Below are 22,690 nucleotides of genomic sequence, written 5' to 3' on the forward strand. Positions count from 1 at the left end.
GCTAACATTAAAATGGTTTATTTTAAAGACAAAAAAGATGTTACAACTTTGCTTGTAAACATATCTAGTTATATAAAAGCAAGGGACCGAGCATTTGTGCTCGATCCCTTTTCTTAACTTCATGAATCATCATTTTCTTTTTGAAGACTCCTCATGTACTTCAAATATTGATTGATTAATTGGTCAAGTTCCTGACTTAATTGTATGATAGTAGATTTTTTAAGTTCCTTATCAACGTTGAATAATTTTGTCAATTCTTCCCGTTTTACCTCAATCATATACCTTAAAAAGTAAATAGGTGCTATCGAATCACTGTACTTTTTCTCCATAACCGTGTACCTCACTGTCTTACCATACTTACACCGAATAAGCGCATTTTATCTCATAATGTTCACATTATTTTTGATTTAACTGTAGCTGATATTGGAAATGAATAATGTTAGCTATCTCACTTTTTACGAGGTTAACCGTTACATTTATTTAGAAGATTATTCTGCTATCGTAATTTTTCTTCCACAATACTATCAATGCTTTTTTGTTCCGAATTGTCTTAATACTTATATTTTCTTTGTTATTGATATTCTAGATGTGGGATTTTAACGCAGTCATTAAAGGGAAAATACATAATACGATGAATATACAATTGCTGTTTCTTTATAACAGGATGAAGTCATGAATTTCAAACATGCAATTAGATTGAACCGTCCGGATCGATATGAAATTGAAGAAAAATAAAATTCCGTACCAAACAAAAAAAGGACCATAGGCATACGCACACCTGACGGTCCTTGTATCAATTGAAGCTAAGGTTCATTTTATTCCCGGGAGCCTATCCAGTACCGGAAGTCATCTTATGTTAGTGTATCTTACTGGAGAAGTTATAGGGCGTTACCCTATCATTTCGTTCTCTCGACTAAAAAGTTGTTCTCTTTGTAACTTTTATTTGAGTTAGTAAGAGCCGTTCTCCCCCCATTCGGAAACACGGTTCCGTCATTCACACCCTCTGTTGTAAAGGTATGATTAATGTTCGATAATCCCCTATACTTCATGTAGAAAAACACTTTTAACAGAACTTGTCGTTTGGGCCTGATTTCTGAAGATAAAAATAATATTAAATGTATCCGAATCAAAACTAAAAGAGGATCGCTGAGAGTTATTATTTTTCAATAGCTGTTTGCCCCATTGCAATAGCTATTCTATTCCAAGTGTTAATTTGATTAATGATTAGAACAAGGTCAACATACTGTTTTTCGTCATAGTGGTTACGCACTCGTTGATAAAGCTGATCCGGCACACGCTTTGTCGGGATTAACGTTACGTGCTCTGTCAACTCTAAAGCTACTTTTTCTGCTTCTGTGTAGAATTCACACTCTTCCCAAGCACTAATACAATATATTCTTTCTTCTGTTTCACCCATTTTCAGGGCATCTGTTGTGTGCATATACATACAAAGTGGACAGCCGTTAATTTGTGAAGCACGAAGTCTAATAAGTTCACGAAGTTTACGGTCTATACCTGTAGTTGCCGTATACTTATCCAATTTTCCAATGATGTCAAATGCGCCTGGTGCTATATTGAAATAATCAATTCTTTGTGTCAATTTTATTTCCTCCCAAAAAAGTTTATTCAATTCTCTTCTTTAAACTAAATTCGAAAACGGTCTGCAATTGTTCCTTAATATGTCCAAATGTTTGTTTATCACGCCCATTCTTTCTCTCTTTACCACCAGTTTATAAAAAAAAAGAATGGATTCTGTAATCTAGCTTACATTTATGCTTATATATAAAAACCAGGAACGTTTTCATAACTATTTAAATAAACGAAGATATTCCCCATAGCCTTCTTCTTTTAGCTTGTCTATTGGGATAAATTTAAGTGCAGCAGAGTTAATACAATATCGAAGCCCACCTTTATCACGTGGACCATCATCAAATACGTGTCCTAAATGAGAATCTGCCGAGGTGCTTCTTACTTCTATCCTCCTCATTCCATGGGACGTATCTAGTTTTTCAAGTACCTCATGATGTTTGATTGGCTTCGTGAAGCTCGGCCACCCGCAGCCAGAATCAAATTTATCAAGAGAGCTAAATAATGGTTTGCCAGAGACAATCTCGACATAAATCCCTTCATCTTTATGATCCCAGAATTCATTTTGAAAGGCTGGTTCCGTTCCGTTTTCTTGTGTGACATGATACTGAATAGGAGTAAGCTTCTTGATGTTTTCTGCCTGATGCTTTTTCCAGTTTTCTCGAATAAATCCTGCTCGTCCTGACCCTTCCTTATAAAGGTTATAATGAAAGGAATTCTTTTTATAATAGTGCTGATGATACTCTTCTGCCGGATAAAACACAGACGCCTCCTTAATTTCTGTCACGATTGGCTTTGAATACCTTTTACTTTCTTGCAATTTCTGCTTAGATTCTTCGGCTAGTCGCTTTTGCTCCTCTGTATGATAAAAAATGGCCGTTTTGTAGGAGTCTCCTCGATCACCAAACTGACCATGAGCATCGGTAGGATCAATTTGTTGCCAAAATAGTTCTAACAGCTTTTCATACGGAAAAACAGACGGATCATACGTTATTTGAACTGCCTCATAATGACCTGTTGTGTTTGAGCACACTTCATGATATGTTGGGGCCTCTTTATGCCCACCTGTATAGCCTGACACTACTTTTATAATACCCGGTAATTCATCAAAGGGTTGAACCATACACCAAAAACATCCACCAGCAAACGTAGCTATTTCATATTGTGTTGACATAAACAGACCTCCAGTATAATCAATATATCCCTATTTTATCCAAACCTTATTTATTCTTCATTTAAGAAAGAATCTCTTCATAAAGGGTTCCTTACAAAACAGTAGATTACTTTCTTCTCCAAGTGGATTGAATCTTAATAAAGTTTGTATCCTTTAAGATGTTGAATACAGGGCATCTTGAATCTGTTTTTTCTTTAAGCTCTAGAATTCTTTCGTCAGACTCGTCAGTATCAACAAGTGCTTCAATCGTAAGGGTTTGGAAGTATTGCTTTACGGATGCATCTCCCCTTAAGCCTCTTGGATCTAAAGCTCCTTCAATTTTGAAGTCAATTCCATTTAAATTAAACTTCATTTCCTTTGCCACCATGTTGGCAATGGCGTTTTCACAGCCTGAAAGAGAGCCTAGTAATGTATTTAATGGATTTGCCCCCTTATCATTTCCCCCTAAGTTTTTTGGCTCGTCTATATAAAATGTATGAGCTCCTGCCTTCACTTCAGTTGTTACCTTTTGAGATGTAGATTCGATATTGAAATTCACTAATGCCATGATAGTTCCTCCTCTAAAATGTTTTATTAACTTATATTAAGGAGTATACTTAGAATCCACTAAAAAAAATGTTAGGTGCCTTACATATTTAACGAATAATAAAATGAAGCAAAGTAAAGTTGAATCTCTCTGCAATTAGTAGAATAGTCTCTCTGTTCATTTGGGGGAATGTATTCATTTGATTGCGAAAAAGATATGGGACTCCTTGGTAATTTCCCAGTAATACGAAGATTATAAGTGGAAACAATCATTTTAATAATCTATATTTTAGGTAGTTATGTAAATCAGTTAGTATAGTTAAAATATCAAAAAACCTTATAAAATAAAGTAAGCGCTTAGAAATTGAAATAGTTTTAAAAAAATTATTATCTGGGAGTAATAGTAGATGTTTGAAATTTTAATAAAAGATGATCAAAATACACCCATTTATCTTACCATTTATCGGCACATTCGAGACGCCATTCGAAATGGGGAAATAACGAATGGGATGCGCATGCCTTCTATAAGATCGTTACAAATGCAACTGAATATCAGTAAGACCCCGATTGAAACAGCATTTCAAATGTTAATCGCCGAAGGGTACGTAATGAGCAAGCCCCGTTCGGGTTTTTACGCAATAAATCCACAAGCGGTTTTGCCTATCAAACAATATGAGCTCTATGCTGATCAAGAAATGAAAGGAAGGAACAGCCCACCTATCGAATCTAAACCGATAATTGATTTTAATCCTTCTGCCGTTGACCCACATAGTTTCCCTTTTCGAGCTTGGAATAAGATGTTGAAAGAAGCCCTTGAAAACTATTCAATGGATATTGGAAAATATGGTGATCTTCAAGGAGAATTTAAACTTCGCGCAGCATTAGCAGATTACTTATTTAATGCGAGAGGCGTTCGCTGCACGCCTGAACAAATCATACTTGGCAGTGGAATAGCAGATAGTATTCGAATTCTTTGCCATCTGTTTAACGATAATTCCCGAATAGCATTTGAGGAACCAGGATATAACTTAGTACGTCAACAATTTTTAATGAATGGTTTTGAAGTATTACCTATTCAAGTAGGGGAAAAAGGAATTTCAGTTACCGATATAAAAGGTAGGTCCGCAAAACTTGCTTATATCACTCCTTCACACCAATTTCCCACAGGAAGTATTATGCCTTTTTCCGAAAGGGAACATTTGTTAGAGTGGGCAATTACTAGAGATGCCTTTATTATCGAAGACGATTATGACGGAGAATTCAGGTATATTGGAAAGCCTATCCCTTCCTTGCAAAGTATAGATGAATATGAAAGAGTGATATATATTGGTACTTTCTCCAAGGTATTTACACCGGCTTTACGAATGAATTACATGGTATTGCCACAAAAGTTATTGACAATAATAAAAAAAAGTTCATATGAATTCACTTCCGCCCCTTCTCGAATCACCCAATGGGCAATGATTTCTTTTATAGAACAAGGACATTGGTATCGGCATATCCGCAGAGTACGTAAAGTATATCGTAATAAGCATCATACATTAATTGAGCTTATTCAGAAAACTTTTCATAACCAAGTAAAGATTACTGGTCAAAATGCCGGCCTTCATATACAAATCACGGTTAACACCAATCAATCCACAGAGACCCTGATAAAATCAGCTGCTGAAGAGGGAATAATGGTCTATGACTTTAAAAACATGTGGATGACCCTAAGGACTGATCCTTTCCCAAGATTGTATTTAGGGTTCGCTGGTGTGAGTGAGAAAGACATGGAAAAAGGAATAGAGTTATTAAAGAAGGCTTGGTCCCCTTTCTTCTTAAACAGTAACCCTTAAGCTAATCTGACTTTTTAAATAGAACGAAACTGACCGTTTATAAATGGTCAGTTTCGTTCTATTATGGTGATAAGATAAATAATAGTTTTTTTGAAAGGATGAAGATAAAGATGAACGAGACAATAAATTTAAAACATAAATTTGGTCATGGGATAACTCCTCAACAGTTTATAGACAGTATGGAAAATCGAGTAATGGAGCAAAGCAAAATCTTAAATACGAAGGAACAATTTTTGTACAACTATGAAAATTTCTCATGGGAAAATAAAACGGATAACTTGTTTTTTAATTCTTTTCGTAATACTCAAGATCTTCATTGCTTCATTCTTTGTACAGATTGGTGCCCTGACGTTATTTGGAATGTCCCAGTTCTTTTCCGGGTTATGGAACAATGCAACATCCCTACAGAAGTATTACCAATGGAAGAACACCTTGAAACTATGGACCACTTTCTGACTGATGGAGTTCGTAACCAACCGATTGCTGTCATTCTAGATAAAAATGGTAATGTTTTGGGTAGATGGGGAGCCCGTCCTGCCTATATCCAAGCTGTCATGGATCGATTTAAAAGTTCCAATCCTGACAAGAAAGCTCCTGATTACAAAGAGAAAATAGGAAAAGTATACGGAGAAATAGGCGACTTATATCATTCAGGAACTCACTATCAGAACGTTATACTGCAGGAATTAACTGTCCTTTTTTCCTCTATTAAAGACTTAGGTTGAAGTTTTACAATTGTTAAGGAAAGAAGGACATTACGGACGACCTGAGTGGATGAAGTCGCTATCTAGGTTGAATCATCTCAACTCTCATCAAATAACATGATAAAAACTTGCTATACATCTTATGTTAAAAATCTCAAAAACAATTTTTTGAGATTTTTTATATTAACGTTTTCCCTGAAGAAAATAGGAATAGCCTTGCTTCTTTATTGGAAGCAAGGTATCAAATGTTTAGGTACTTCTTACCCTCGTTAACGGTACCGCTCTTCTTTAAATGGATTTGCTGTCATCGAATAGCCGAACTCTTCCCAAAAACCAGCCTTGTCTTCTTTCATAAACTCAATTCCTGACACCCACTTTGAGCCTTTCCATAGATAAAATACTTCTGGTGGAATGTACCTAAGTGGATAACCATGTTTTGGATCAATATCCTGCCAATCATGATGTTTATCCTTCCACCGGTATACAAACAATGAATCATCCCCTAATAAAGGCTCTAGGGGCAGGTTCGCAGAATAACCAAATCTGTCCCTATTGTAGTACCCGTAAATTTTAATGTATTTTGCACCTTCATTCATTTCAACAAATTTCAATAACTCTCTAAGTGCAATTCCTTCAAAGGTTGTATCAAATTTAGACCAGGTGGTAACACAATGCATGTTAACGCTTGATATGGTTTTTGGAAGCTCCATGATTTCTTTATAGGATAAGGACCTTTCTTCCTTCACCTCACCAAATAGTCTGAAATTCCATGTGCTTTCATTAAACGCGGGAACATCCCCTTTGAACAGTATCGGCCATTTTTCTGTTTCGAATTGGCCAGGTGGAAGCTGCTTTTTCATCTTACACCATCCCTTTTTCAACTTAGAAGTTAGCTAAATCACAGTGCTTTGTATAGTATGATTCAGAATAATGAATGCATACCGAAGTCCAATCAGTTATTTATTTTCATAAATTTCTTATTCCACCATCGCTACCATTATATACAATATTAGCAACGAAACTCTCGAATGGTGTACCTTGTATCTTTGTTTTTATGCATCCAAAGAAGCGATTAAGGTCTTGTCTTGTAGCCTCTATGTGTATTTGGAAAATTAAAAATGCAGTATGTTTTTTGAATGTAACAAAAGCCAAAATATGCAAGTTGTGGGAAAAAAATAATACAAAATAGGCTTAGAGTTGAAGATAACTCTAAGCCTGTTTTGACTGTGAAATCTATTGTGATTTGTGTTGTAGAAATAATGTTATTTCCTGTGTGATTTAGTCTGTGATTTAGAGTTTTTCACCTCCTCCACAAAAAGTCCCATAAGTAGAAAATGAAAAAGCGATGCCACTTTAGAGCAACGCATTCGTTAATGAACAAAAACTGAATAAATTAAATATCTATTTGATTATTTTTTCGAATGAGAGGAAAGACCACGTCCGATAAGGTTTGCAGAAACAGGATTTCTTCCCAATTCTCTTGCCCATATTGATAGTTGTCCTATATGGTGAATTTCGTGTGCAATGGTATGTCTCATAATTTCACCCCAAGTATCCGTTACAATTCTTCCATCTGGCAGGGTATCGTAAAATAATTGATTTTCCATACTAGCATCCCAGTTGTTCACAAAGTTCTTCACTTCTAAATGAAATTCTGCATCCAATTTTCGAACTTTACTCAAGCTTTTATAATGATCGAAACTCTCCTGAAAATCAGTTTTCCCCTGTAAGAGACGGATCCAGCTCCACTCGACATCAACGATATGGAAAAGTGTATGTAATATATTTCCCATTCCACCCGTTCGGTTTTGCAAAAGCTCTTCTTCACTTACCTCTTCACACCAACGATACCAATCTTCTCTTACCATCCAGTTATATTTATAAAGTGTTTGCAATAAAACCCCTCCATAATAAGAAAATAAATAACCACAAAAAGATACTTTAAGAATGTTAAACACCTTATATATTATGACTATTTCAACAAACATAGGATAATTCCTTCTTCGGCTAACCTGTTTCGTTTGTTCCACAAGAAAAAATGACCGCCGCAGCGATCATCATACCTAACATAAGTTGCCCGTTAACTTAAGAACAATATTTCACTATTTGACGATGGAGAATGTTGTGGCGAATTTTAGCTGTCTCATTGCTTGTTATTTAAATTAATGATTTTAGAAACGGCCTGTTCAGCCGACCGAAGTGCACCTTCAAGATGTCCACTATGTTGTGGATCCGTCTCTGTACCAGCAAAGATAAGTTTCTTTTCCCATACTCCTTTTATTGGTGGTTTGCCATAACTCTTGTAACTTTTAAGAGGACTGAGATCTTCCGCAACAGCCGTTTCAGAATCATTTGCCCAATCTTTATAAAGGAGGGCCTTTATGTTTTTAGCTTCATTTCCAAAAAGCTTTACTAACTGATTAACAACCAAATTTAAAACTTTATCCTCACCTAATTTTTTTCGTGCTTCTGAAGGCATTCCGAAAAAACCAAATATTGCACCTGATCCTTTAGTAGGAGAGGCATCGTATATTTCTTCTAAGGGGCCAACGGCACTCAAAACATATCCGGAAAGCCCCGATTCCCTCCAGAAGGGACGATCATAAACTGCAACTACCTTGGCCTGTCCCGCCATCCACGTAGGTTTTTTTCCAATATCATCAATAACCTCTGGAGGGAGGGAAGGCGAAAATTCAACGTTTTGTGCCACAAGCCGAGGCGGTAATGCCAAAATAACACCTTCTGCAAGCATTTTTTCCCTCTTTCCATTAGATAGTTCTGTTTCAACCGTTATATCGCCAGCTTCATCCAGCTGAATTTTTTTAACTCGGGTTTCCAGCTCAACTATTTCAGAAGGAATCGTCGCTGCTATACCATCGATAAGAGACTGCACGCCTCCAGCCAATCGAACCCATTTCTCATCAGAACTTTCTTTCAGCACACAACGCTCTGGCGGCTTGATTTGGAATCGTTCTATAAGAATATCGCCTTCCTTATATTGTTCAAACGTTTCTAAACTTAGTTCTTCAACAAGATTAGCAATATGGCTCTCATCCTGTGGCCAAAACCAAGTCGGCCCAAGGTCAAATCTGCCCAAATCAGGTTGATTGGGATCAGAAGTACTTAAAACCCTGCCGCCAATCCTATCTCTAGCCTCCAGAACCCTGCATTTAATGCCTTTTTCAGTAAGTAAAGATGCAGCACGCAGGCCGCTTAAACCCGCACCAACAATGATTACAGGATTGATCATAATTTTTCCCCCTTTTATCTGTATTAATGTTGTCTAAATTTACTTGAAAGTTTGTGTCATTAAATACGACGAAGTGCCCATAATGCTATCACATCTAACTTCTTACACTACCAATTTGAATCATCATAACACTTACAATAAGAACAAACAATTTCAAACCATTATTGCACTAACATGCCCCGTTCATTCAAGAAGAAAGGCAACCTAAATATTAGCAGCTAGTCTTTTAAGGACATCACCTTAAAACAAAATGATCTTGCAAAAGTCTATTCTATAGAAAAAACACATTGAATTGGAGAATTCAATGTGTTTTATAGCAGTTTCTCGAATGAGAATGGTAATTATTTATTATTTAGGATTAATAGCAATAAATTCCTCAATAGTATCAGGGGTATTTTTGCCTTCTTTTCCTTTGAAAAGGTCGATATTAACGGTCACATCCATACAGCCAAGGTATTTTCCGTTCTCATCACGTACTGCCATGAATTTTTGGTAAATTTGACCCACTTCACCATGGCGTTTTGGGAACCAAAATTCCCATTCGTCGCGTGTTCCTGAACGGAAGTCATTCAACAATTTCTCAACGTGGTGAGCCACTTTTGGGTGAAGCTCAAGCACTGGACGACCAATCGCTTCTTTCCGGCGGCCATGCACGCGGTTTGGATTATTTGAATACCAGCGGAAGATATCATTAGCATCGCAAAAGCCCATCTCAAATGGCAAAAGATTAATGATTGAATCCAATGTGCTTGCTTTAATTGCCCCAGTTTCAAAATTTATCACAGCTTCAGGACTAATTAAATCTGACAATTTTTCTTCAGGCATATATAAAACTCCTTTGTGAGTATAAAATCATACAACTAGTAGTGAGCAAAAAATCGCCCTCAACTATTATAACCTTTTTTCAGTTTAGCCAATTCGTATAAAACGCACAATATTGTGAACAGTGGTACTTACAGGGTTTCCATCCTACCGACATTCAACAATATACGTCATGGTTCCTTTATTCTGATTCTCGTCATCTTTTTGTAAAATAGTTGAGTGAATGTTTTGCAAATATATAATTTTAATATCATGAAACCCCTCAGAACAGAAGGTACACTATACATGGTTATTTGTTTTTGATTTGGACTACGACCAAAGTCGTATACCGATTTAGTTCAGAGACTGATGAAATATTCTAACCAAAACTTTATAATGATTAATGAATGAAGGTTTGTTAAATATTATGATACAAAAAGGAGTAATTTTAAATGGAAAATAAGGGTTTCAAAATATTGATTCATGCTAGTACCTGGTTTGCACCTATACTAGTTCCCATTATCACCTATTTAATTTGTTCAGATCGAGAAATTAAAAGTTTATCCTTACAGGCTTTGGTCTTTCATATTGTGATCGGTATTTTAATTTCAGTGTCTGCTGTTTTTTCTTGGCTATTAATCGGGATTCCATTCCTCATTATTTTTGGACTCATTGCGATAATCGCTCCAATTGTTGGAATTGTTAAAGCAGTTAATGACCGTCCTTTTCGATATCCCATTATTGGATCATGGTTTTGATTCAATCTAAACGAATGTAATAACGATCTTCTTAAACGGGCGCTTTTCTTTAGAAAGAAGGCGTCTTTTTTATATGCTCCTACAATTGGGTACCAATTTTCCTTTACTTACTTTCATTAATCTTGGAGATAGTAAGAGAAAACTCCTCAAAACTCAATTGTCCTAAGGCAAACTTCGTACTTTGAACAAAAATCCGTTCATTTTTAGTTAGTTCACGTTTTGCTACCTTTTCAACCCATTCATGTTCCACGTCTAAACTATCTAAAACATGCTTTTGTTTTGAAAAAGCTTCATAGTATCTTAATCCAAATTTCCTTTGGGACTTAGCATCAATATGAATGCCATCTGGATTTGCAGTTAAGCCTTTTGATGTTACAAAATAACAATTTTTTTCGGAATGAGCCACTTTAGATAAAATCTGGTTTATTTGTTTATATTCTACAGCACTTTTTCCAAATCCTACTTCTCCAAGATAATGCCCCAACTCACCAATAATAATCGGGATATCCGGTGCATTTAATTCTTCTCTCAAATGTTTAAATAATGAAAGTAATTTATTTTCATATGTCTTATAACGTTCTCCGTAACTGTCGCTTTCTCCTTGATGCCACAGAATCCCCACTAGTTCACTTGTTTCCATAGCGAATTTTGCTGCAGAAATCGCATGTCTGGTTAATAGTCCATCAATTGCCCATTCATCAATAGAACTTCCTCCTTCGGCACATGGTATGACCCCAATGTACTCGCCCGGATGATCCTCTGTCCAAGCCTGAGCAAAAGAGGCTGCCGGCCCAACACCAGATACATGACGGTCAAAATTAAGTGGTTCTGCCATCATTTGCCATCTTCCATTCCGCAACATATGTATGTGTTCATTATAAATCGGCGGTACCTCCTCCATAAATCCTCTGCCAGCCATATTTGATTGTCCGATTACTAGTATAGATTTCATAGAAAAACCTTCCTTCTTTGTTTACATAGATTCATTATACTTTATATATAAAGTCAATTTTATGCTCTATATAAGCATAAAAGAAAAGGCATCCAAACTGGTTCATATGGATGCCTTTTTGCTACAATCTGAAACGAACACTAGTAGCTGTTCGCTGAGAGTCATTATTTTTCGGTTGCTGTATTCCCCATTGCAATAGAAATTCTATTCCAACTGTTAATTTGATTTATGATGAGAACAAGGTCAACATACTGTTTCTCGTCGTAATGTTCACGCACTCGTTGATAAAGCACCTCTGGAACACGTTTTGTCGGGATTAATGTCACGTGCTCGGTCAACTCCAAAGCTACTTTTTCTGCTTCTGAATAGAATTCACACTCTTCCCATGCACTGACACAGTATATTCTTTGTTCTGTTTCACCCATTTTCCGAGCATCTGCTGTATGCATATTCAAACAAAATGCACATCCGTTAATTTGTGAAGCGCGAATTTTTATCAATTCCCGGAGTTTACGGTCTATACTTGTTGTTTTCGTGTATTTCTCCATATCCATCATAATTTTCATGGCTTCAGGTGCTAAGTTGTAATAGTCTATTCGGCTTTCCAATGTCAATACCTCCTATATAATTAGAGACTAAGTTAATCGGCGATTAACATTATCCATAATATGCGCTTTAATTATGTTTGTCAACTGAATAGGATTGACCTAAAATTGATTTCTTTCAATTGACTAACACTCTAAATACCCCTAAGATACAATAAGAAAGCTTTAAAATCAAAGCAGGTGAGTTTACATGCAGTATAGTGTCGGAGTTGAATATGCATTACATTGTCTGGTTTATTTAATTGATCTTCCTTCTAAGGAAAGTGTTGGGATAAAGGAGTTGGCTGAATTCCAAGGACTCTCAGAGACATTTCTTTCAAAAGTCTTCGGTAAATTATCAAAAGCTGGCATTGTGAGTTCTGTCCCTGGTGTAAAAGGCGGATACAGGTTATCTAAGTCCCCAGAAGATATTTCCTTTTGGGATGTAATTGAAGCCATTGAAGGTGCTAAGCCTATTTTTCAATGTAAAAATATTAAAGATAATGGTTATTTATATAGAGATGGTTGCTGTAATGCTCCCTCCTTTTGCACCATCAATTTAGTTATGCTCTCTGCGGAAGAAAAAATGCGTGATGACTTACGAAGTAAAACACTTTCATGGTTAAATGAAGAACTTGATCGTGTCTTACCTAAACAAATACGTGAAGATACCCAGAACTATTTTTCAAAGAGCAACAAATAAAACAAACCTCTCGTGAAATTCCGATAATAGCAGGAATTTAGAGAGGTTTTTTGGCACTTTTAAGGAAAACGTGAATCGTTCAATTTTCTATTGATAGATACAACCAATCCGGAACAAACCTGAGTGGTTTGTTTAAGTGAATTTCTCATAACATAGTTCACAAATGCCCTTTCAGAACTGAAATGGGACGAAAAATGGATTATTCATTTATACTTTTAATAAAGTCCCTAAAACTGGGTAAATTAAACCCTAAAGACAGTTAGTAGAGGTAGTTATTATGAAATATGTGAAACCATTTTTGATATTGATGACGGTTCTCTCATGGTTTTCCCTTGCTTTTGCAGGCAAAAAATCCGTTAAACGATTTCTCCCCACATCCCTTTTTATATCAATTATTGTGACAGTGGTTCAATTTATTGCGAAAAAGAGGAGATGGTGGTTCTGGTACGGAAAAAACCACCCCTCCGTTTTGGCTTCGTTTCCTTTTACTTGGGGTACATTCTTTGCCGGTTCATTTTGGATTATGAAATTTACTTATGGCAATTTTATAGGATATATGGGGTTGAATTTAATCGCGCATTTAGCTTTTACATATGTTGGAGAACCTATCCTTAAAAAATTTGGGGTTGCATCATTGGTGCGAATGAAAAAAATCCAGTTAATGTATGTTTTAATGATGTTAGCACTTCTACTTTATGGATTTCATTTTGTTAAAGAGAAGGAATTAGTAAAAACATAGAAACGAACAGTTCCTTCACTAAAGGGCGATTTTATTTAATTGTGGAGGACATCGTGAAGGTTCCTACCTAAACTCCCTCAGTTTAATACGATTTTCTCCCGAATACTCGCTATAGGGTGCAAGAGTTAATGATATTTCACTGTGTATGGAAAATTATTAACGGAAAACTTCCAGCTAAATTGGAAAATACCCATATTTCCTTAAGAATAAGGGAAGTTTTTCCGATTATATTATCCAAATCTTAGGATTTTGACTTATTAAGAGCTGTTAACCGGAATAACTCCGCTTATATCTGCCTCTTAAGCTGCCTCTTTATACAATAGCCGGAAATTCTCCGTCTATGAATTCTCATACCTACACAAAATCGATACGATAAGGCAAAAATGGTTTGCAACATTGTTATTCGCAATCCAAAGAATTAGCAATTAAAAACAAAAATAGCAAAGGATATAAACCCTCGCTATTTCTAATGTTTTTTAATCTACAAGTTCATCCATATGGCAATGTTCCGGACGAACGTATCTGCAGCAAGGAAATGAAAGTCTACTAAATCCGCAATCATTCCTTTGAAAATGGATGAATAGAACGTGCAACTTGTTTGTTTTTAGGAAGTGTAATGCCAGTAAATCCATAAAAAACAGTAATCATTGGTGATAATAAGCAGAATATCGCAAAAGGAAAGTATTCTGTAACGGATACTCCAAGCACTGAAGATAAAAATACTCCACACACACTCCATGGTACGAGTGGATTCACAACCGTACCCGCATCCTCTAACACCCGTGATAAATGCTTCGGTTCCAAACCTGCTTTTTTGAAATGCTCTTTAAAAGCATTTCCAGGTAAAAGGATCGACAGATATTGCTCCCCCAGGATAAAATTAACCGCAATAGCCATTCCAGCTGTCGAACTAATTAATAAGGGAACACGACTTAATAATCCTTGTAATAGCGATATGAGTGCCGGAATAATCCCAAGGCGGAAGAGCAAACCACCCATGCTTAAAGCAAGCAGGATTACTGAAATACTGAACATCATACTTTCCATTCCACCACGTGAAAGCATGGAATCCACTTCTTTTATACCACTCTCTGATACATAACCAGAGTAGAGTAAATCGAACATTCCTTTACCATCCACTCCGCCATTTATAAAAAATGAAATTAAAAGCGCAGACAATGTACTAGCAGCCAGCGTAGCAATGGCCGAAACCTTTTTAGCCGCCAGTACAGACAGGATGATGAATGGCACAACAGAGTACCAATGAACAAGGTTCAGATCATTTAGCGCTTCTTTAATGACCCCCATTTGGTTAATCCTCTGATCTGTTTCCCCTGGTGAAAGAAAGAGATAAATTATGAATGATAGGATGAATGCCGGGATCGTTGTCCATGCCATATTTTTTATATGATCAAATAAGTCTGCCCCAGCCACACTAGACGCAAGGTTAGTCGTATCCGATAAAGGTGACATTTTATCGCCAAAGAATGCGCCTGAAACAACTGCTCCAGCCGTAATCACAGGCGAGATACCTAGTGCCGAGCTTGCTCCAACAAAAGCCACACCCAAGGTCGCAGCTGTTGTTAGGGAACTTCCGATACTTAAGCCAATTATAGCTGTTACCACAAAAACAATAGCATAATAGAATTTTCCTGAAACTAACTCAACCGCCAAATAGATAAATGTCGGAATGGTACCACTCGCCATCCAGCTGCTTATCAGTATCCCAATAAAAAAGAATATCATCACGGCAGCAATTCCGGATTTCGCTCCATCCGCCATCGCTACTTCTAGATCTCTAAAGCTTACTTTTTTTACTGCACCATATCCTAGTAACAGGGAAATCCCTGCGATAATCGCAATATGCGGAACGACTTTCATACCAATAATAAGATAACCAACCATCCCCATTAAAAGTGCGGTAATAAATGCCGCTTCAATTGGTTTAATTTCGAGTACCTTTTGATTATGAACCATAAATTATCCTCCTATAAATGATAAAAATAAACGCAAAAAAACCCCTTCGTCTATTAGGGACGAAAGGACTCCGCGGTACCACCCTATTTGGCAAGGATTATTCCTTACCCACTCAAAACATATGCCCGTTCTAGACAGCTGTACTTCAATTTGTCACTGCCCAGATTTTCAGCCTCCATCTGGTCTCTTTTTGCTGCTCATGACAATTCTACTGTTACTGTAGGCACCCTATTTACTTTTCTGCTAAAACGCTTTTAAGTGTTAAAGCGTTTATGTGAATACTATACACTGGTTTTTTTATTATGTCTACAATAATTTTTTTGGGTTTTTTTAACGCCTTTTGCCATTCAATTCTAAAAGTATTTTCTACAATTGGGGGTGTACCTCCAGCTAAACACAGATTCCAACATTAAAAATCCCAATCTCTCAGTTATTTAAATGAAAAATTGGGATTTAATTATTCAGCCAATACTAGCTTTGGCGGCATTTGCAGCATTGTTTTATCGAAGTGAAAAAATATCGCTTTGATATCATGACATTACATTCGAACTTGAGTCGTTCCTCTTTCCTAAAATCTTCATTTTCAGTAAACTGTTTAACTTTTCTGAGCTTAGTAGCATCACTCCAACAAAAGTTAGTAGATACATCGGGAAGATTCCAATGGTTGAATGTGACGCAATGAAGCCTAGGAGGGGAGGCAAGAATGTCGTGCCTGTATATGCAACCGCCATTTGATAGCCCATAATGGTCTGGGAGTGTTTTTTTCCAAAACGTGTGGGAGTTTCATGTAACATGCACGGAAAAACGGGTGCTAATCCTACCCCAACAATAATAAAACCAACAAGTGAGAAAATAGATGGTAATGGTAAGATTAGAATAATGGCACCAAATAATGCCATGATTTGGCCTCCACGAATCAGTGTACGGTTCGTCATTTTAAACGTAATAAAGCCTGTAAGAAATCGACCTACTGTTATTCCCGCGTAATATAAGGAAACCCAACCGGCAGCAGTTGCGGCACTTACCCCTTTGACATTTACCAAGAAACTACTTCCCCAGAGTCCAAGAGTTGCTTCAACTCCACAATAAAACAAGAAGGATGTAAGTGCCAATTTCACCCCTTTAATTTGTAAAGGTTTTAGATCCTTTTCCTCTTCAACATGTATAACTTCATTTGTCTCTTTAGCCACTCCTTTTACGGTAATATTTCTATTTTTTGTCACTCTGTTCCATAAAGGCAAAGTGAAGAGAAGAAGAATGACTAAAGCAAACTGGAGACCGGAAATGACAAAATACCCACTTCTCCAAGCGTTCTCTCCCATAATAAACTGAGCCATAATAATAGGACCAAGAGTAGCTCCGACCCCCCAAAAGCAATGTAACCAACTCATATGATGTGCCTTATAGTTGATAGCCACATAATCGTTTAATCCTGTATCAACAGCTCCTGCCCCTAATCCAAGCGGGATCGCACATATCACAAACCAAACGACAGATGGAGCAAAATAAAATCCTAGTAATGCACCAGCAGTCATTAAGACGCTGACAAAGGTGACATTGCCCGTTCCGAACCGTTTCAGTAATTTCCCACTAAATAAACTGGAGATGATAGTACCACCTGCAATGGTCATAAAAAGGAATCCAGCTGTTTCAAGTGGCGCCGCTAAGTCCGATTGCATGACGGGCCAAGCTGCCCCCAACAATGAATCAGGTAAACCTAAGCTAATAAAAGCCAAATAAATGATGACTAAAAGGATTGCTGTCACGTTCAAACCTCCTTTTATGAATGTATTTAATGATTCATTCCGATAAAAATGACTTATTAAATGTATTTAATAAGTCACAAAATAAAACTATGTTTTCGTTTTAAAATTCATTGGTATACCTATTTCACTAAACAGTTAACTCAATAAGATTTCCTTCAGGGTCTTCAATAACACTCTCGTAATACCCGTCTCCAGTAACACGAGGACCGTTAATAAGAGGGTAACCTTCATTTTTTAATCTCTCTGTCAGTTGATTAACGGATTCCCTGCTCCCCAGAGAGATCGCAATATGTGCCCATCCCAAATGCACACCATTGCCATGCTGGTTTATCCCGTCTTTGCGCATAATCTCTAATCGTACACCTGACTCAAAAGTTAGAAAGTAAGATTCAAATTTCTTTTCCTTATTATGATATTTAGTGTTTGACTTACAATGAAAATATGTTTCATAAAACTCCCTCATGCCTTCCAAATCATTGACCCAGATAGCCACATGCTCGATTTTCAATTCCTATTCACTCCTTTTTATCTACCCATCACTTCAAAACTGGAAGAATTTTTTGGCTCATGCATTAACTAACATTAGCCATTAATCATTAATTCAAGGCATAGACTTTGCAGTCCGTATAAATAATCTTGTTTCCAATCACTTACAATAAGCTCCGGTAGATGTTCTGAAGGGATATACTTCGAGCTACATTTGCTAATGTTGAGTAATGTCTCCTTCTCTACATCTTTATTACTAAAAATAACGGCATGAGGGTTAAGAATAGCGACAAAAGAGGCTACTAACCTGCTAACTGCATCAATCACATCCTCCTCTTCAATCTTTCCACTTCCATTTATCAAAGCTTGACCGAAATTTCGATTATCATATTGTGGGACGAATTGAACCTCACCAGAGAAGAAACTACTCCCTCGAACCACATCTCCATTTATCATAATGCCCGCCCCAGGGCCATTTTGACCGGTATACAAATAAATAAGGGATTCCTTGTCTTCTCCTGCCTTATGATGGTTGTACCCCAGAACGGCAGCATTCATATCGTTCTCAACAACTACAGGAATAGAAAAATGAGCCTCATAATATCCTTTTAGATCAAAATCTTGAAACTGTTCGTACCCTGGAATATAAAAAATCCGCCCTTTATCAATTGCCCCAGGAACACCAATGGCTATCGAACGTATGTTAGGATATTTCAGCACTACGTTTTCAATGCAATTTGTTAATGAGTCTAGATCACCCTCCTTTAAAACACTCGGTGCCTCTCCTTCTTCCTTTTGTTCCCCCAAGCAATTAAAAATCGTATAGCTCGTCCCTGTCCCTTCTAAAAATATGGCTAAACCTACCATATACTCGGGATTGTATGTATACCTTTTGGCTCTTCTTCCTCCACTAGAATCATCTAACCCAACTGAATTAATTTCCCCATCCTTCTCCATCTGAGATAGAAACTTACTGATTGTTGGGAAACTAATTCCTAATCGGTCGCTGAGCTCAACCTTTGTTGCACTTCCACATTCTATAAGGGTTGTGCGAATCCCCCGAAGGATCACCTTCTTTATCTTTTTAGGATTAGAGATTAATTCACTCACTTGATTCACCACCAAAAAAACGTATGAAACACCCTCGAACTTATTAAACACATTTAATAAGTTCCTTCTAAGATAACACACTACCATCCTTCTACCAACAAAAAATTCTGAGGAACTTAGACCAATAATATTCGCTGCACCAAAAGAATAGTTGCCCCACAAGAAAAAGGACACCTTCTTTACTCTAGGAAAGTGCCCGATTGCGGGATAGTGGGAATTGCGGTAGAGCTGTAAAAATGACCACTGAATTTTTTACTAAAGGACTCTGATTTAAGTATAAAACTTCACAAAAAGACTTAAAAAAGTTTGCTTACTATTTTTAAAAATGACAAAGTGATTATTGCCTCAATAAAACTCAAACATAATGCAATAATAATTTTAAAAAAATCAACTAATTCTTTAAAAGAATACGTTTGGAATTGCCATTCAAAAAATATATTATAGACTGAAAAAGCAATCATTAATATAACCAATGGTATCCAAGTATCTTTTTCAAGACGTTTAGAAAAAGAAAGTTCCATTCTCAACCCTCCTGCTTAGGAAATACTATTACAAAGAAACACATTAACAACTGTTGCTAAATTTATAAAAATTACATATTTTCACAGTTAAATTCTAACATAATCTCATTGTTGGTTTCACTTAATATTTTAACAATTACAAAGTAAAGTTCTATCAGTTACTTTAAGTATACAATTTCACAAAGTCCTTAAAATTTTACATATAGATCTAATTGTTTAAAGGAGTTGCTCTAAAATCTGGCCCAAAAATGAAATTAAGCGCTGATCGTTGTTTAGGGATAGCGCCTGATCGTTGAAAAATTACTTTTAAAAGTTAAACTTTCAAACCTGTGTTTTTAAGAAGAAACACCAAAATATTCTATTGTCTTTTAACAATATGCGTTCCTACTACAATCAACATAAATATCAATAATAAATATATACTCAATGCACCCAATTCAATTGAACTAATACCAAAGGCAAATAATATACAGAGAAGAAGCATACTTCCGATTAGTACAAAATACAAAGAAATTGCATAAAAATTTTTAATATTCAACCAAGTCCTTTCATCGACATCAGGAACATTATTAGCCTTTCTTCTTTTCCGTACTTGTTCTATTCCTAAAACAATACTCACCCCTGCAATCGTACCCCCAATACCAACCGCAATCGTTCCAGCAGGTAAATCTGGGACAAGTAAATTCCCTATGTATAAACCAATACTCATTCCACCAATAATTGTAATTGCTATAATAATGGGTCCCCACTTTTTCATTTTATTCCTCCTCCAGTTTGAATATTTCATCTATTGCTACATCAAAGTATTTAACCAGCTTTAATGCTAATTCTAAGCTAGGATTGTATTTATGACTTTCTATTGCATTAATGGTTTGTCTAGTTATTTGTAAATCCTCAGCCATTTTAACTTGACTAATCCCTTTTTCTAAACGTATTTCTTTAATTCTGTTTTTTACTTTCAAATGGAAAACGGCTCCTTTTCACTAGTATGTAAAGATATCTTTACGCTCATTATAAAAAATAAAATCATGATTGTAAAGATATCTTTACATCTTGATTTTATTTTTTATAATGAATTACTCAACAATCTGCCACCTTTAACGGAGCGACTTATTGTCACTCAACAGGTTGTGACGATCCGAAAATCAAAGGAAATTTAACTATATACAACGGAGAGAAAATATAACACATTCCTGGAGGACAATTTTATGACGTAACAATTGCTGCAGAAATGTTTTGTACAGAAGAAGAAGCAGAAGCAGCTGGGTTCAGGTAAAGTGAAAGATAATTACCATATTAAAAAAGAGAGTATGGATTTTACTCCTTAACAATGAGCCTCAACCCGTCATTGAAAAGGTCATCTGCCGTACGACCCGAATTGAAATACTCTTCAATACCAGCCATTATCGTGGGATGGTCTTTGGTGAACTGTTCCATATCGAAATTCTGACTTAAACTTGAGTCAGGGAGAGTTTGTTCTTCAATTACATGTCCAATGGTGAAGTGTTGCGCAGTCAATACGATTAAACGGGATTTTCGTAAGCTCACTCCGGCTGTAAGTAACGTCCTTATTGCAACCTCCATTACGTTAGACATGGTCAAAGAAAAGTGTGCTCCTGCGACAACACGCGCTCCATCTGTGTATGATAGCATAGCCATACGAAGCTCATTAAATAGGCATATAAGCCACTCCTGCCAAGATTCGTCAAGGTTTCGTTGCCTTATTCCACAAATTTTTGATCGCAAGATTCGTTCTGATAGTTCATTGAGTAAACTGGCTTTATTCTTAACATGCCAATATAATGTTGGTGTTTTGACACCAAGTCTCTTCGCTAATTCGCGCAAACTCACACTCTCTAAGCCTTTTTCATTCAGTAATTCTAATGCTTCCTCCACAATTATATCCTTATTAAGTGCCATCTTCTTTCTCTCCTTAAACCGCTCGTCTTAAAATAGTTTAACATATATAGATTTATCTTGATACAGATCCCTATATATGTTAGAGTAAAACACAAATAACACCCTATATGTGTTAAAGTCGTTTTTATTCAAGGATAGAAGGAGGATAAGGAAACATGTTAAACTATATTACACGTTGGCATCAAATAATTATTCGAAGGATTTCTGTCACGTTTGGCCTTCCTAAAGATTTGAGCCATCACCCCTCTTCTTGGCATAAACAACACCCTGAACGTGTTTCACAACTTCATAAAAACACGACTAATTGGCATAATAAGCACAATAAACGAGTAGCAGCATTTCATAAAAATCACGTGTTCAAAATAGAACGTGGCGAAAATGGAAACAGATTGCTCGCTAAATGGGAAAGATTTGTTTACAACAAAGGGAAAACTCTTTTTAAAACAGCAAAATAACCTTTACGACTTAACTGTTCCTTTTTGGAACAGTTTTTTTCCTTACAAGACAGGAAAAATGAAATAATAGATGTCGTATTTGATTCACTTCGGGGCAAGATGCTCGGAAAATCATTCGAAGTGATAAAAAGCAGAGGAAAAATGGCTTCGGTTTCAGGATTACAAAAATCCGGCCAAAAAGCACGCCAATGGATGGATTACCATTGGCGTTCAGGATTTTTCCATCCCCACTGATGTTACTTTTTCTTTTTTTCTTGTGCCTGTAATGCTACTCGTTCAAGCCCATCATGCGCGAATTCTACATCTGTTGCAGGCATTGCTGGATTATTCCTTATTTGCTTATTCTTCTTTTTAGACATGTTTTCACCACCTCGATTACATTTTCTTTTTATTTGACTAGTACTTTTCCAACCATTCCTTCCTGGAAGTGGTACCGACATATCAGTTCATATGTACCAGGCTTATTCGGTTTAATCGTAATCGTTTTTTCTTTTCTTGGCTGAATCTCGGCATCAATTCCGAGCTTGTCCACCGTAAAGGTATGCTCTTTTACCCCTTTGTTTTTCAGAATCAACGTTGTGGTTGTTCCATTGGGAATAGTGATGACTTTCGGATTAAAGTAATTATCGTTCAACTCGACCTCAATCGTTTTCACTGTCTCCGTAGGCTGTGTTCCGTCGCCTGATTCAGCAAATACGCTGAGTGAGCAAGGAGTCGACACAACCAAGATCAACGCAATCAATGCGACCCATCCTGTGAATCGCTTTTTCACAGACATTCGCAATCCCCCCTTTCCTACAAACTATTTTTTGCTAATTCATTAAATATTATCAATAGAAA

Annotated in this window: 26 protein-coding genes and 1 pseudogene; 7 read left to right on the forward strand and 20 right to left on the reverse strand. The window is 36.5% G+C overall.

Features of this window, described 5'->3' with window-relative positions; genetic code table 11:
- Positions 1 to 119: 119 nt before the first annotated feature.
- From G6554_RS22100 to G6554_RS22115, 4 genes are all read right to left on the reverse strand, one after another.
- On the reverse strand, positions 120 to 329 hold the full coding sequence (locus G6554_RS22100; RefSeq protein WP_166245920.1) for an aspartyl-phosphate phosphatase Spo0E family protein: 210 nt from the start codon (positions 327 to 329) through the stop codon (positions 120 to 122).
- Between the two features lie 827 nt (positions 330 to 1,156).
- Positions 1,157 to 1,600 carry a carboxymuconolactone decarboxylase family protein gene (locus G6554_RS22105; RefSeq protein ID WP_166245922.1) on the reverse strand — a complete coding sequence of 148 codons (444 nt, stop codon included), beginning with the start codon at positions 1,598 to 1,600 and terminating at the stop codon, positions 1,157 to 1,159.
- A gap of 207 nt (positions 1,601 to 1,807) precedes the next feature.
- Positions 1,808 to 2,761 carry a peptide-methionine (S)-S-oxide reductase MsrA gene (gene msrA, locus G6554_RS22110; protein ID WP_166245925.1) on the reverse strand — a complete coding sequence of 318 codons (954 nt, stop codon included), beginning with the start codon at positions 2,759 to 2,761 and terminating at the stop codon, positions 1,808 to 1,810.
- A 106-nt stretch (positions 2,762 to 2,867) separates the two neighbouring features.
- The gene (locus tag G6554_RS22115) at positions 2,868 to 3,308 is read right to left on the reverse strand and encodes an OsmC family protein (protein WP_166245927.1); all 441 of its coding nucleotides are present in this window, start codon (positions 3,306 to 3,308) and stop codon (positions 2,868 to 2,870) included.
- 385 nt (positions 3,309 to 3,693) lie between these two features.
- On the opposite strand from G6554_RS22115, the gene pdxR reads away from it, so the two are divergent.
- On the forward strand, positions 3,694 to 5,124 hold the full coding sequence (gene pdxR, locus G6554_RS22120) for a MocR-like pyridoxine biosynthesis transcription factor PdxR (protein ID WP_166245929.1): 1,431 nt from the start codon (positions 3,694 to 3,696) through the stop codon (positions 5,122 to 5,124).
- A gap of 110 nt (positions 5,125 to 5,234) precedes the next feature.
- Positions 5,235 to 5,849 (forward strand): thioredoxin family protein, encoded by a 615-nt coding sequence (locus G6554_RS22125; RefSeq protein ID WP_166245931.1) that lies wholly within the window; start codon positions 5,235 to 5,237, stop codon positions 5,847 to 5,849.
- 248 nt (positions 5,850 to 6,097) lie between these two features.
- On the opposite strand, the gene G6554_RS22130 is transcribed toward G6554_RS22125, so the two are convergent.
- The 4 genes from G6554_RS22130 to G6554_RS22145 all read right to left on the reverse strand — a co-directional run bounded on the left by G6554_RS22130 (position 6,098) and on the right by G6554_RS22145 (position 9,903).
- Positions 6,098 to 6,688 (reverse strand): molybdopterin-dependent oxidoreductase, encoded by a 591-nt coding sequence (locus tag G6554_RS22130; RefSeq protein WP_166245933.1) that lies wholly within the window; start codon positions 6,686 to 6,688, stop codon positions 6,098 to 6,100.
- 549 nt (positions 6,689 to 7,237) lie between these two features.
- Positions 7,238 to 7,723 (reverse strand): DinB family protein, encoded by a 486-nt coding sequence (locus tag G6554_RS22135; protein WP_166245977.1) that lies wholly within the window; start codon positions 7,721 to 7,723, stop codon positions 7,238 to 7,240.
- Between the two features lie 248 nt (positions 7,724 to 7,971).
- On the reverse strand, positions 7,972 to 9,078 hold the full coding sequence (locus G6554_RS22140) for a flavin monoamine oxidase family protein (protein WP_166245935.1): 1,107 nt from the start codon (positions 9,076 to 9,078) through the stop codon (positions 7,972 to 7,974).
- A gap of 348 nt (positions 9,079 to 9,426) precedes the next feature.
- Complete coding sequence (locus tag G6554_RS22145) at positions 9,427 to 9,903, reverse strand: PAS domain-containing protein (protein WP_166245937.1); 477 nt, start codon at positions 9,901 to 9,903, stop codon at positions 9,427 to 9,429.
- 428 nt (positions 9,904 to 10,331) lie between these two features.
- On the opposite strand from G6554_RS22145, the gene G6554_RS22150 reads away from it, so the two are divergent.
- Entirely contained in the window at positions 10,332 to 10,637 is a 306-nt protein-coding gene (locus tag G6554_RS22150) for a DUF4870 domain-containing protein (protein WP_166245939.1), read from the forward strand.
- 103 nt (positions 10,638 to 10,740) lie between these two features.
- On the opposite strand, the gene G6554_RS22155 is transcribed toward G6554_RS22150, so the two are convergent.
- Positions 10,741 to 11,589 (reverse strand): sialate O-acetylesterase, encoded by an 849-nt coding sequence (locus G6554_RS22155; RefSeq protein ID WP_166245941.1) that lies wholly within the window; start codon positions 11,587 to 11,589, stop codon positions 10,741 to 10,743.
- 164 nt (positions 11,590 to 11,753) lie between these two features.
- Positions 11,754 to 12,155: a carboxymuconolactone decarboxylase family protein gene (locus G6554_RS22160; RefSeq protein ID WP_481747928.1), complete on the reverse strand. Its 402-nt coding sequence runs from the start codon at positions 12,153 to 12,155 to the stop codon at positions 11,754 to 11,756.
- Positions 12,156 to 12,384: 229 nt separating this feature from the next.
- Here G6554_RS22160 and G6554_RS22165 point away from each other — a divergent pair, with 229 nt between their 5' ends.
- Complete coding sequence (locus tag G6554_RS22165; RefSeq protein ID WP_166245945.1) at positions 12,385 to 12,876, forward strand: RrF2 family transcriptional regulator; 492 nt, start codon at positions 12,385 to 12,387, stop codon at positions 12,874 to 12,876.
- A gap of 277 nt (positions 12,877 to 13,153) precedes the next feature.
- Positions 13,154 to 13,615: a hypothetical protein gene (locus G6554_RS22170; RefSeq protein WP_166245947.1), complete on the forward strand. Its 462-nt coding sequence runs from the start codon at positions 13,154 to 13,156 to the stop codon at positions 13,613 to 13,615.
- Positions 13,616 to 14,173: 558 nt separating this feature from the next.
- On the opposite strand, the gene nhaC is transcribed toward G6554_RS22170, so the two are convergent.
- From nhaC to G6554_RS22205, 7 genes are all read right to left on the reverse strand, one after another.
- Positions 14,174 to 15,592 carry a Na+/H+ antiporter NhaC gene (gene nhaC, locus G6554_RS22175; RefSeq protein WP_166245949.1) on the reverse strand — a complete coding sequence of 473 codons (1,419 nt, stop codon included), beginning with the start codon at positions 15,590 to 15,592 and terminating at the stop codon, positions 14,174 to 14,176.
- Between the two features lie 530 nt (positions 15,593 to 16,122).
- Positions 16,123 to 17,358 carry an MFS transporter gene (locus G6554_RS22180; protein WP_166245951.1) on the reverse strand — a complete coding sequence of 412 codons (1,236 nt, stop codon included), beginning with the start codon at positions 17,356 to 17,358 and terminating at the stop codon, positions 16,123 to 16,125.
- Positions 17,359 to 17,485: 127 nt separating this feature from the next.
- Complete coding sequence (locus tag G6554_RS22185) at positions 17,486 to 17,866, reverse strand: VOC family protein (protein ID WP_166245953.1); 381 nt, start codon at positions 17,864 to 17,866, stop codon at positions 17,486 to 17,488.
- Positions 17,867 to 17,940: 74 nt separating this feature from the next.
- Positions 17,941 to 18,954: an ROK family transcriptional regulator gene (locus tag G6554_RS22190; RefSeq protein ID WP_347564338.1), complete on the reverse strand. Its 1,014-nt coding sequence runs from the start codon at positions 18,952 to 18,954 to the stop codon at positions 17,941 to 17,943.
- Between the two features lie 296 nt (positions 18,955 to 19,250).
- The gene (locus tag G6554_RS22195) at positions 19,251 to 19,475 is read right to left on the reverse strand and encodes a hypothetical protein (RefSeq protein ID WP_166245955.1); all 225 of its coding nucleotides are present in this window, start codon (positions 19,473 to 19,475) and stop codon (positions 19,251 to 19,253) included.
- Positions 19,476 to 19,833: 358 nt separating this feature from the next.
- Positions 19,834 to 20,232, reverse strand: coding sequence for a hypothetical protein (locus tag G6554_RS22200; protein ID WP_166245957.1), 399 nt, complete (start codon positions 20,230 to 20,232; stop codon positions 19,834 to 19,836).
- A gap of 1 nt (position 20,233) precedes the next feature.
- A complete protein-coding gene (locus G6554_RS22205; RefSeq protein WP_166245959.1) occupies positions 20,234 to 20,437 on the reverse strand; it encodes a helix-turn-helix transcriptional regulator in 204 nt (67 codons plus the stop codon).
- Between the two features lie 182 nt (positions 20,438 to 20,619).
- Here G6554_RS22205 and G6554_RS25810 point away from each other — a divergent pair.
- Positions 20,620 to 20,751, forward strand: a pseudogene (locus G6554_RS25810) (sunset domain-containing protein); the annotation flags it as partial.
- Between the two features lie 41 nt (positions 20,752 to 20,792).
- On the opposite strand, the gene G6554_RS22210 reads toward G6554_RS25810, so the two are convergent.
- Entirely contained in the window at positions 20,793 to 21,395 is a 603-nt protein-coding gene (locus G6554_RS22210) for a TetR family transcriptional regulator (RefSeq protein ID WP_166245961.1), read from the reverse strand.
- 155 nt (positions 21,396 to 21,550) lie between these two features.
- Here G6554_RS22210 and G6554_RS22215 point away from each other — a divergent pair, with 155 nt between their 5' ends.
- On the forward strand, positions 21,551 to 21,850 hold the full coding sequence (locus G6554_RS22215) for a hypothetical protein (protein ID WP_166245918.1): 300 nt from the start codon (positions 21,551 to 21,553) through the stop codon (positions 21,848 to 21,850).
- A 236-nt stretch (positions 21,851 to 22,086) separates the two neighbouring features.
- On the opposite strand, the gene G6554_RS26100 is transcribed toward G6554_RS22215, so the two are convergent.
- Positions 22,087 to 22,209, reverse strand: a complete 123-nt coding sequence (locus G6554_RS26100) for a hypothetical protein (RefSeq protein WP_278187288.1) — start codon at positions 22,207 to 22,209, stop codon at positions 22,087 to 22,089.
- A 29-nt stretch (positions 22,210 to 22,238) separates the two neighbouring features.
- Positions 22,239 to 22,628 carry a cupredoxin domain-containing protein gene (locus G6554_RS22220; protein ID WP_166245963.1) on the reverse strand — a complete coding sequence of 130 codons (390 nt, stop codon included), beginning with the start codon at positions 22,626 to 22,628 and terminating at the stop codon, positions 22,239 to 22,241.
- Positions 22,629 to 22,690 lie beyond the last annotated feature (62 nt).

This window comes from Bacillus sp. MM2020_4 (assembly GCF_011250555.1).
Taxonomy (GTDB): Bacteria; Bacillota; Bacilli; order Bacillales; family Cytobacillaceae; genus Neobacillus.

Bases quoted from the DNA above. Each gene is read 5' to 3' on its own strand.
- G6554_RS22100 (WP_166245920.1), bottom strand. From the start codon at position 329: ATGGAGAAAAAGTACAGTGATTCGATAGCACCTATTTACTTTTTAAGG.
- msrA (WP_166245925.1), bottom strand. From the start codon at position 2,761: ATGTCAACACAATATGAAATAGCTACGTTTGCTGGTGGATGTTTTTGG.
- G6554_RS22115 (WP_166245927.1), bottom strand. From the start codon at position 3,308: ATGGCATTAGTGAATTTCAATATCGAATCTACATCTCAAAAGGTAACA.
- pdxR (WP_166245929.1), top strand. From the start codon at position 3,694: ATGTTTGAAATTTTAATAAAAGATGATCAAAATACACCCATTTATCTT.
- G6554_RS22125 (WP_166245931.1), top strand. From the start codon at position 5,235: ATGAACGAGACAATAAATTTAAAACATAAATTTGGTCATGGGATAACT.
- G6554_RS22130 (WP_166245933.1), bottom strand. From the start codon at position 6,688: ATGAAAAAGCAGCTTCCACCTGGCCAATTCGAAACAGAAAAATGGCCG.
- G6554_RS22140 (WP_166245935.1), bottom strand. From the start codon at position 9,078: ATGATCAATCCTGTAATCATTGTTGGTGCGGGTTTAAGCGGCCTGCGT.
- G6554_RS22145 (WP_166245937.1), bottom strand. From the start codon at position 9,903: ATGCCTGAAGAAAAATTGTCAGATTTAATTAGTCCTGAAGCTGTGATA.
- G6554_RS22150 (WP_166245939.1), top strand. From the start codon at position 10,332: ATGGAAAATAAGGGTTTCAAAATATTGATTCATGCTAGTACCTGGTTT.
- G6554_RS22155 (WP_166245941.1), bottom strand. From the start codon at position 11,589: ATGAAATCTATACTAGTAATCGGACAATCAAATATGGCTGGCAGAGGA.
- G6554_RS22160 (WP_481747928.1), bottom strand. From the start codon at position 12,155: ATGAAAATTATGATGGATATGGAGAAATACACGAAAACAACAAGTATA.
- G6554_RS22165 (WP_166245945.1), top strand. From the start codon at position 12,385: ATGCAGTATAGTGTCGGAGTTGAATATGCATTACATTGTCTGGTTTAT.
- G6554_RS22170 (WP_166245947.1), top strand. From the start codon at position 13,154: ATGAAATATGTGAAACCATTTTTGATATTGATGACGGTTCTCTCATGG.
- nhaC (WP_166245949.1), bottom strand. From the start codon at position 15,592: ATGGTTCATAATCAAAAGGTACTCGAAATTAAACCAATTGAAGCGGCA.
- G6554_RS22195 (WP_166245955.1), bottom strand. From the start codon at position 19,475: ATGGAACTTTCTTTTTCTAAACGTCTTGAAAAAGATACTTGGATACCA.
- G6554_RS22200 (WP_166245957.1), bottom strand. From the start codon at position 20,232: ATGAAAAAGTGGGGACCCATTATTATAGCAATTACAATTATTGGTGGA.
- G6554_RS22210 (WP_166245961.1), bottom strand. From the start codon at position 21,395: ATGGCACTTAATAAGGATATAATTGTGGAGGAAGCATTAGAATTACTG.
- G6554_RS22215 (WP_166245918.1), top strand. From the start codon at position 21,551: ATGTTAAACTATATTACACGTTGGCATCAAATAATTATTCGAAGGATT.
- G6554_RS26100 (WP_278187288.1), bottom strand. From the start codon at position 22,209: ATGTCTAAAAAGAAGAATAAGCAAATAAGGAATAATCCAGCAATGCCT.
- G6554_RS22220 (WP_166245963.1), bottom strand. From the start codon at position 22,628: ATGTCTGTGAAAAAGCGATTCACAGGATGGGTCGCATTGATTGCGTTG.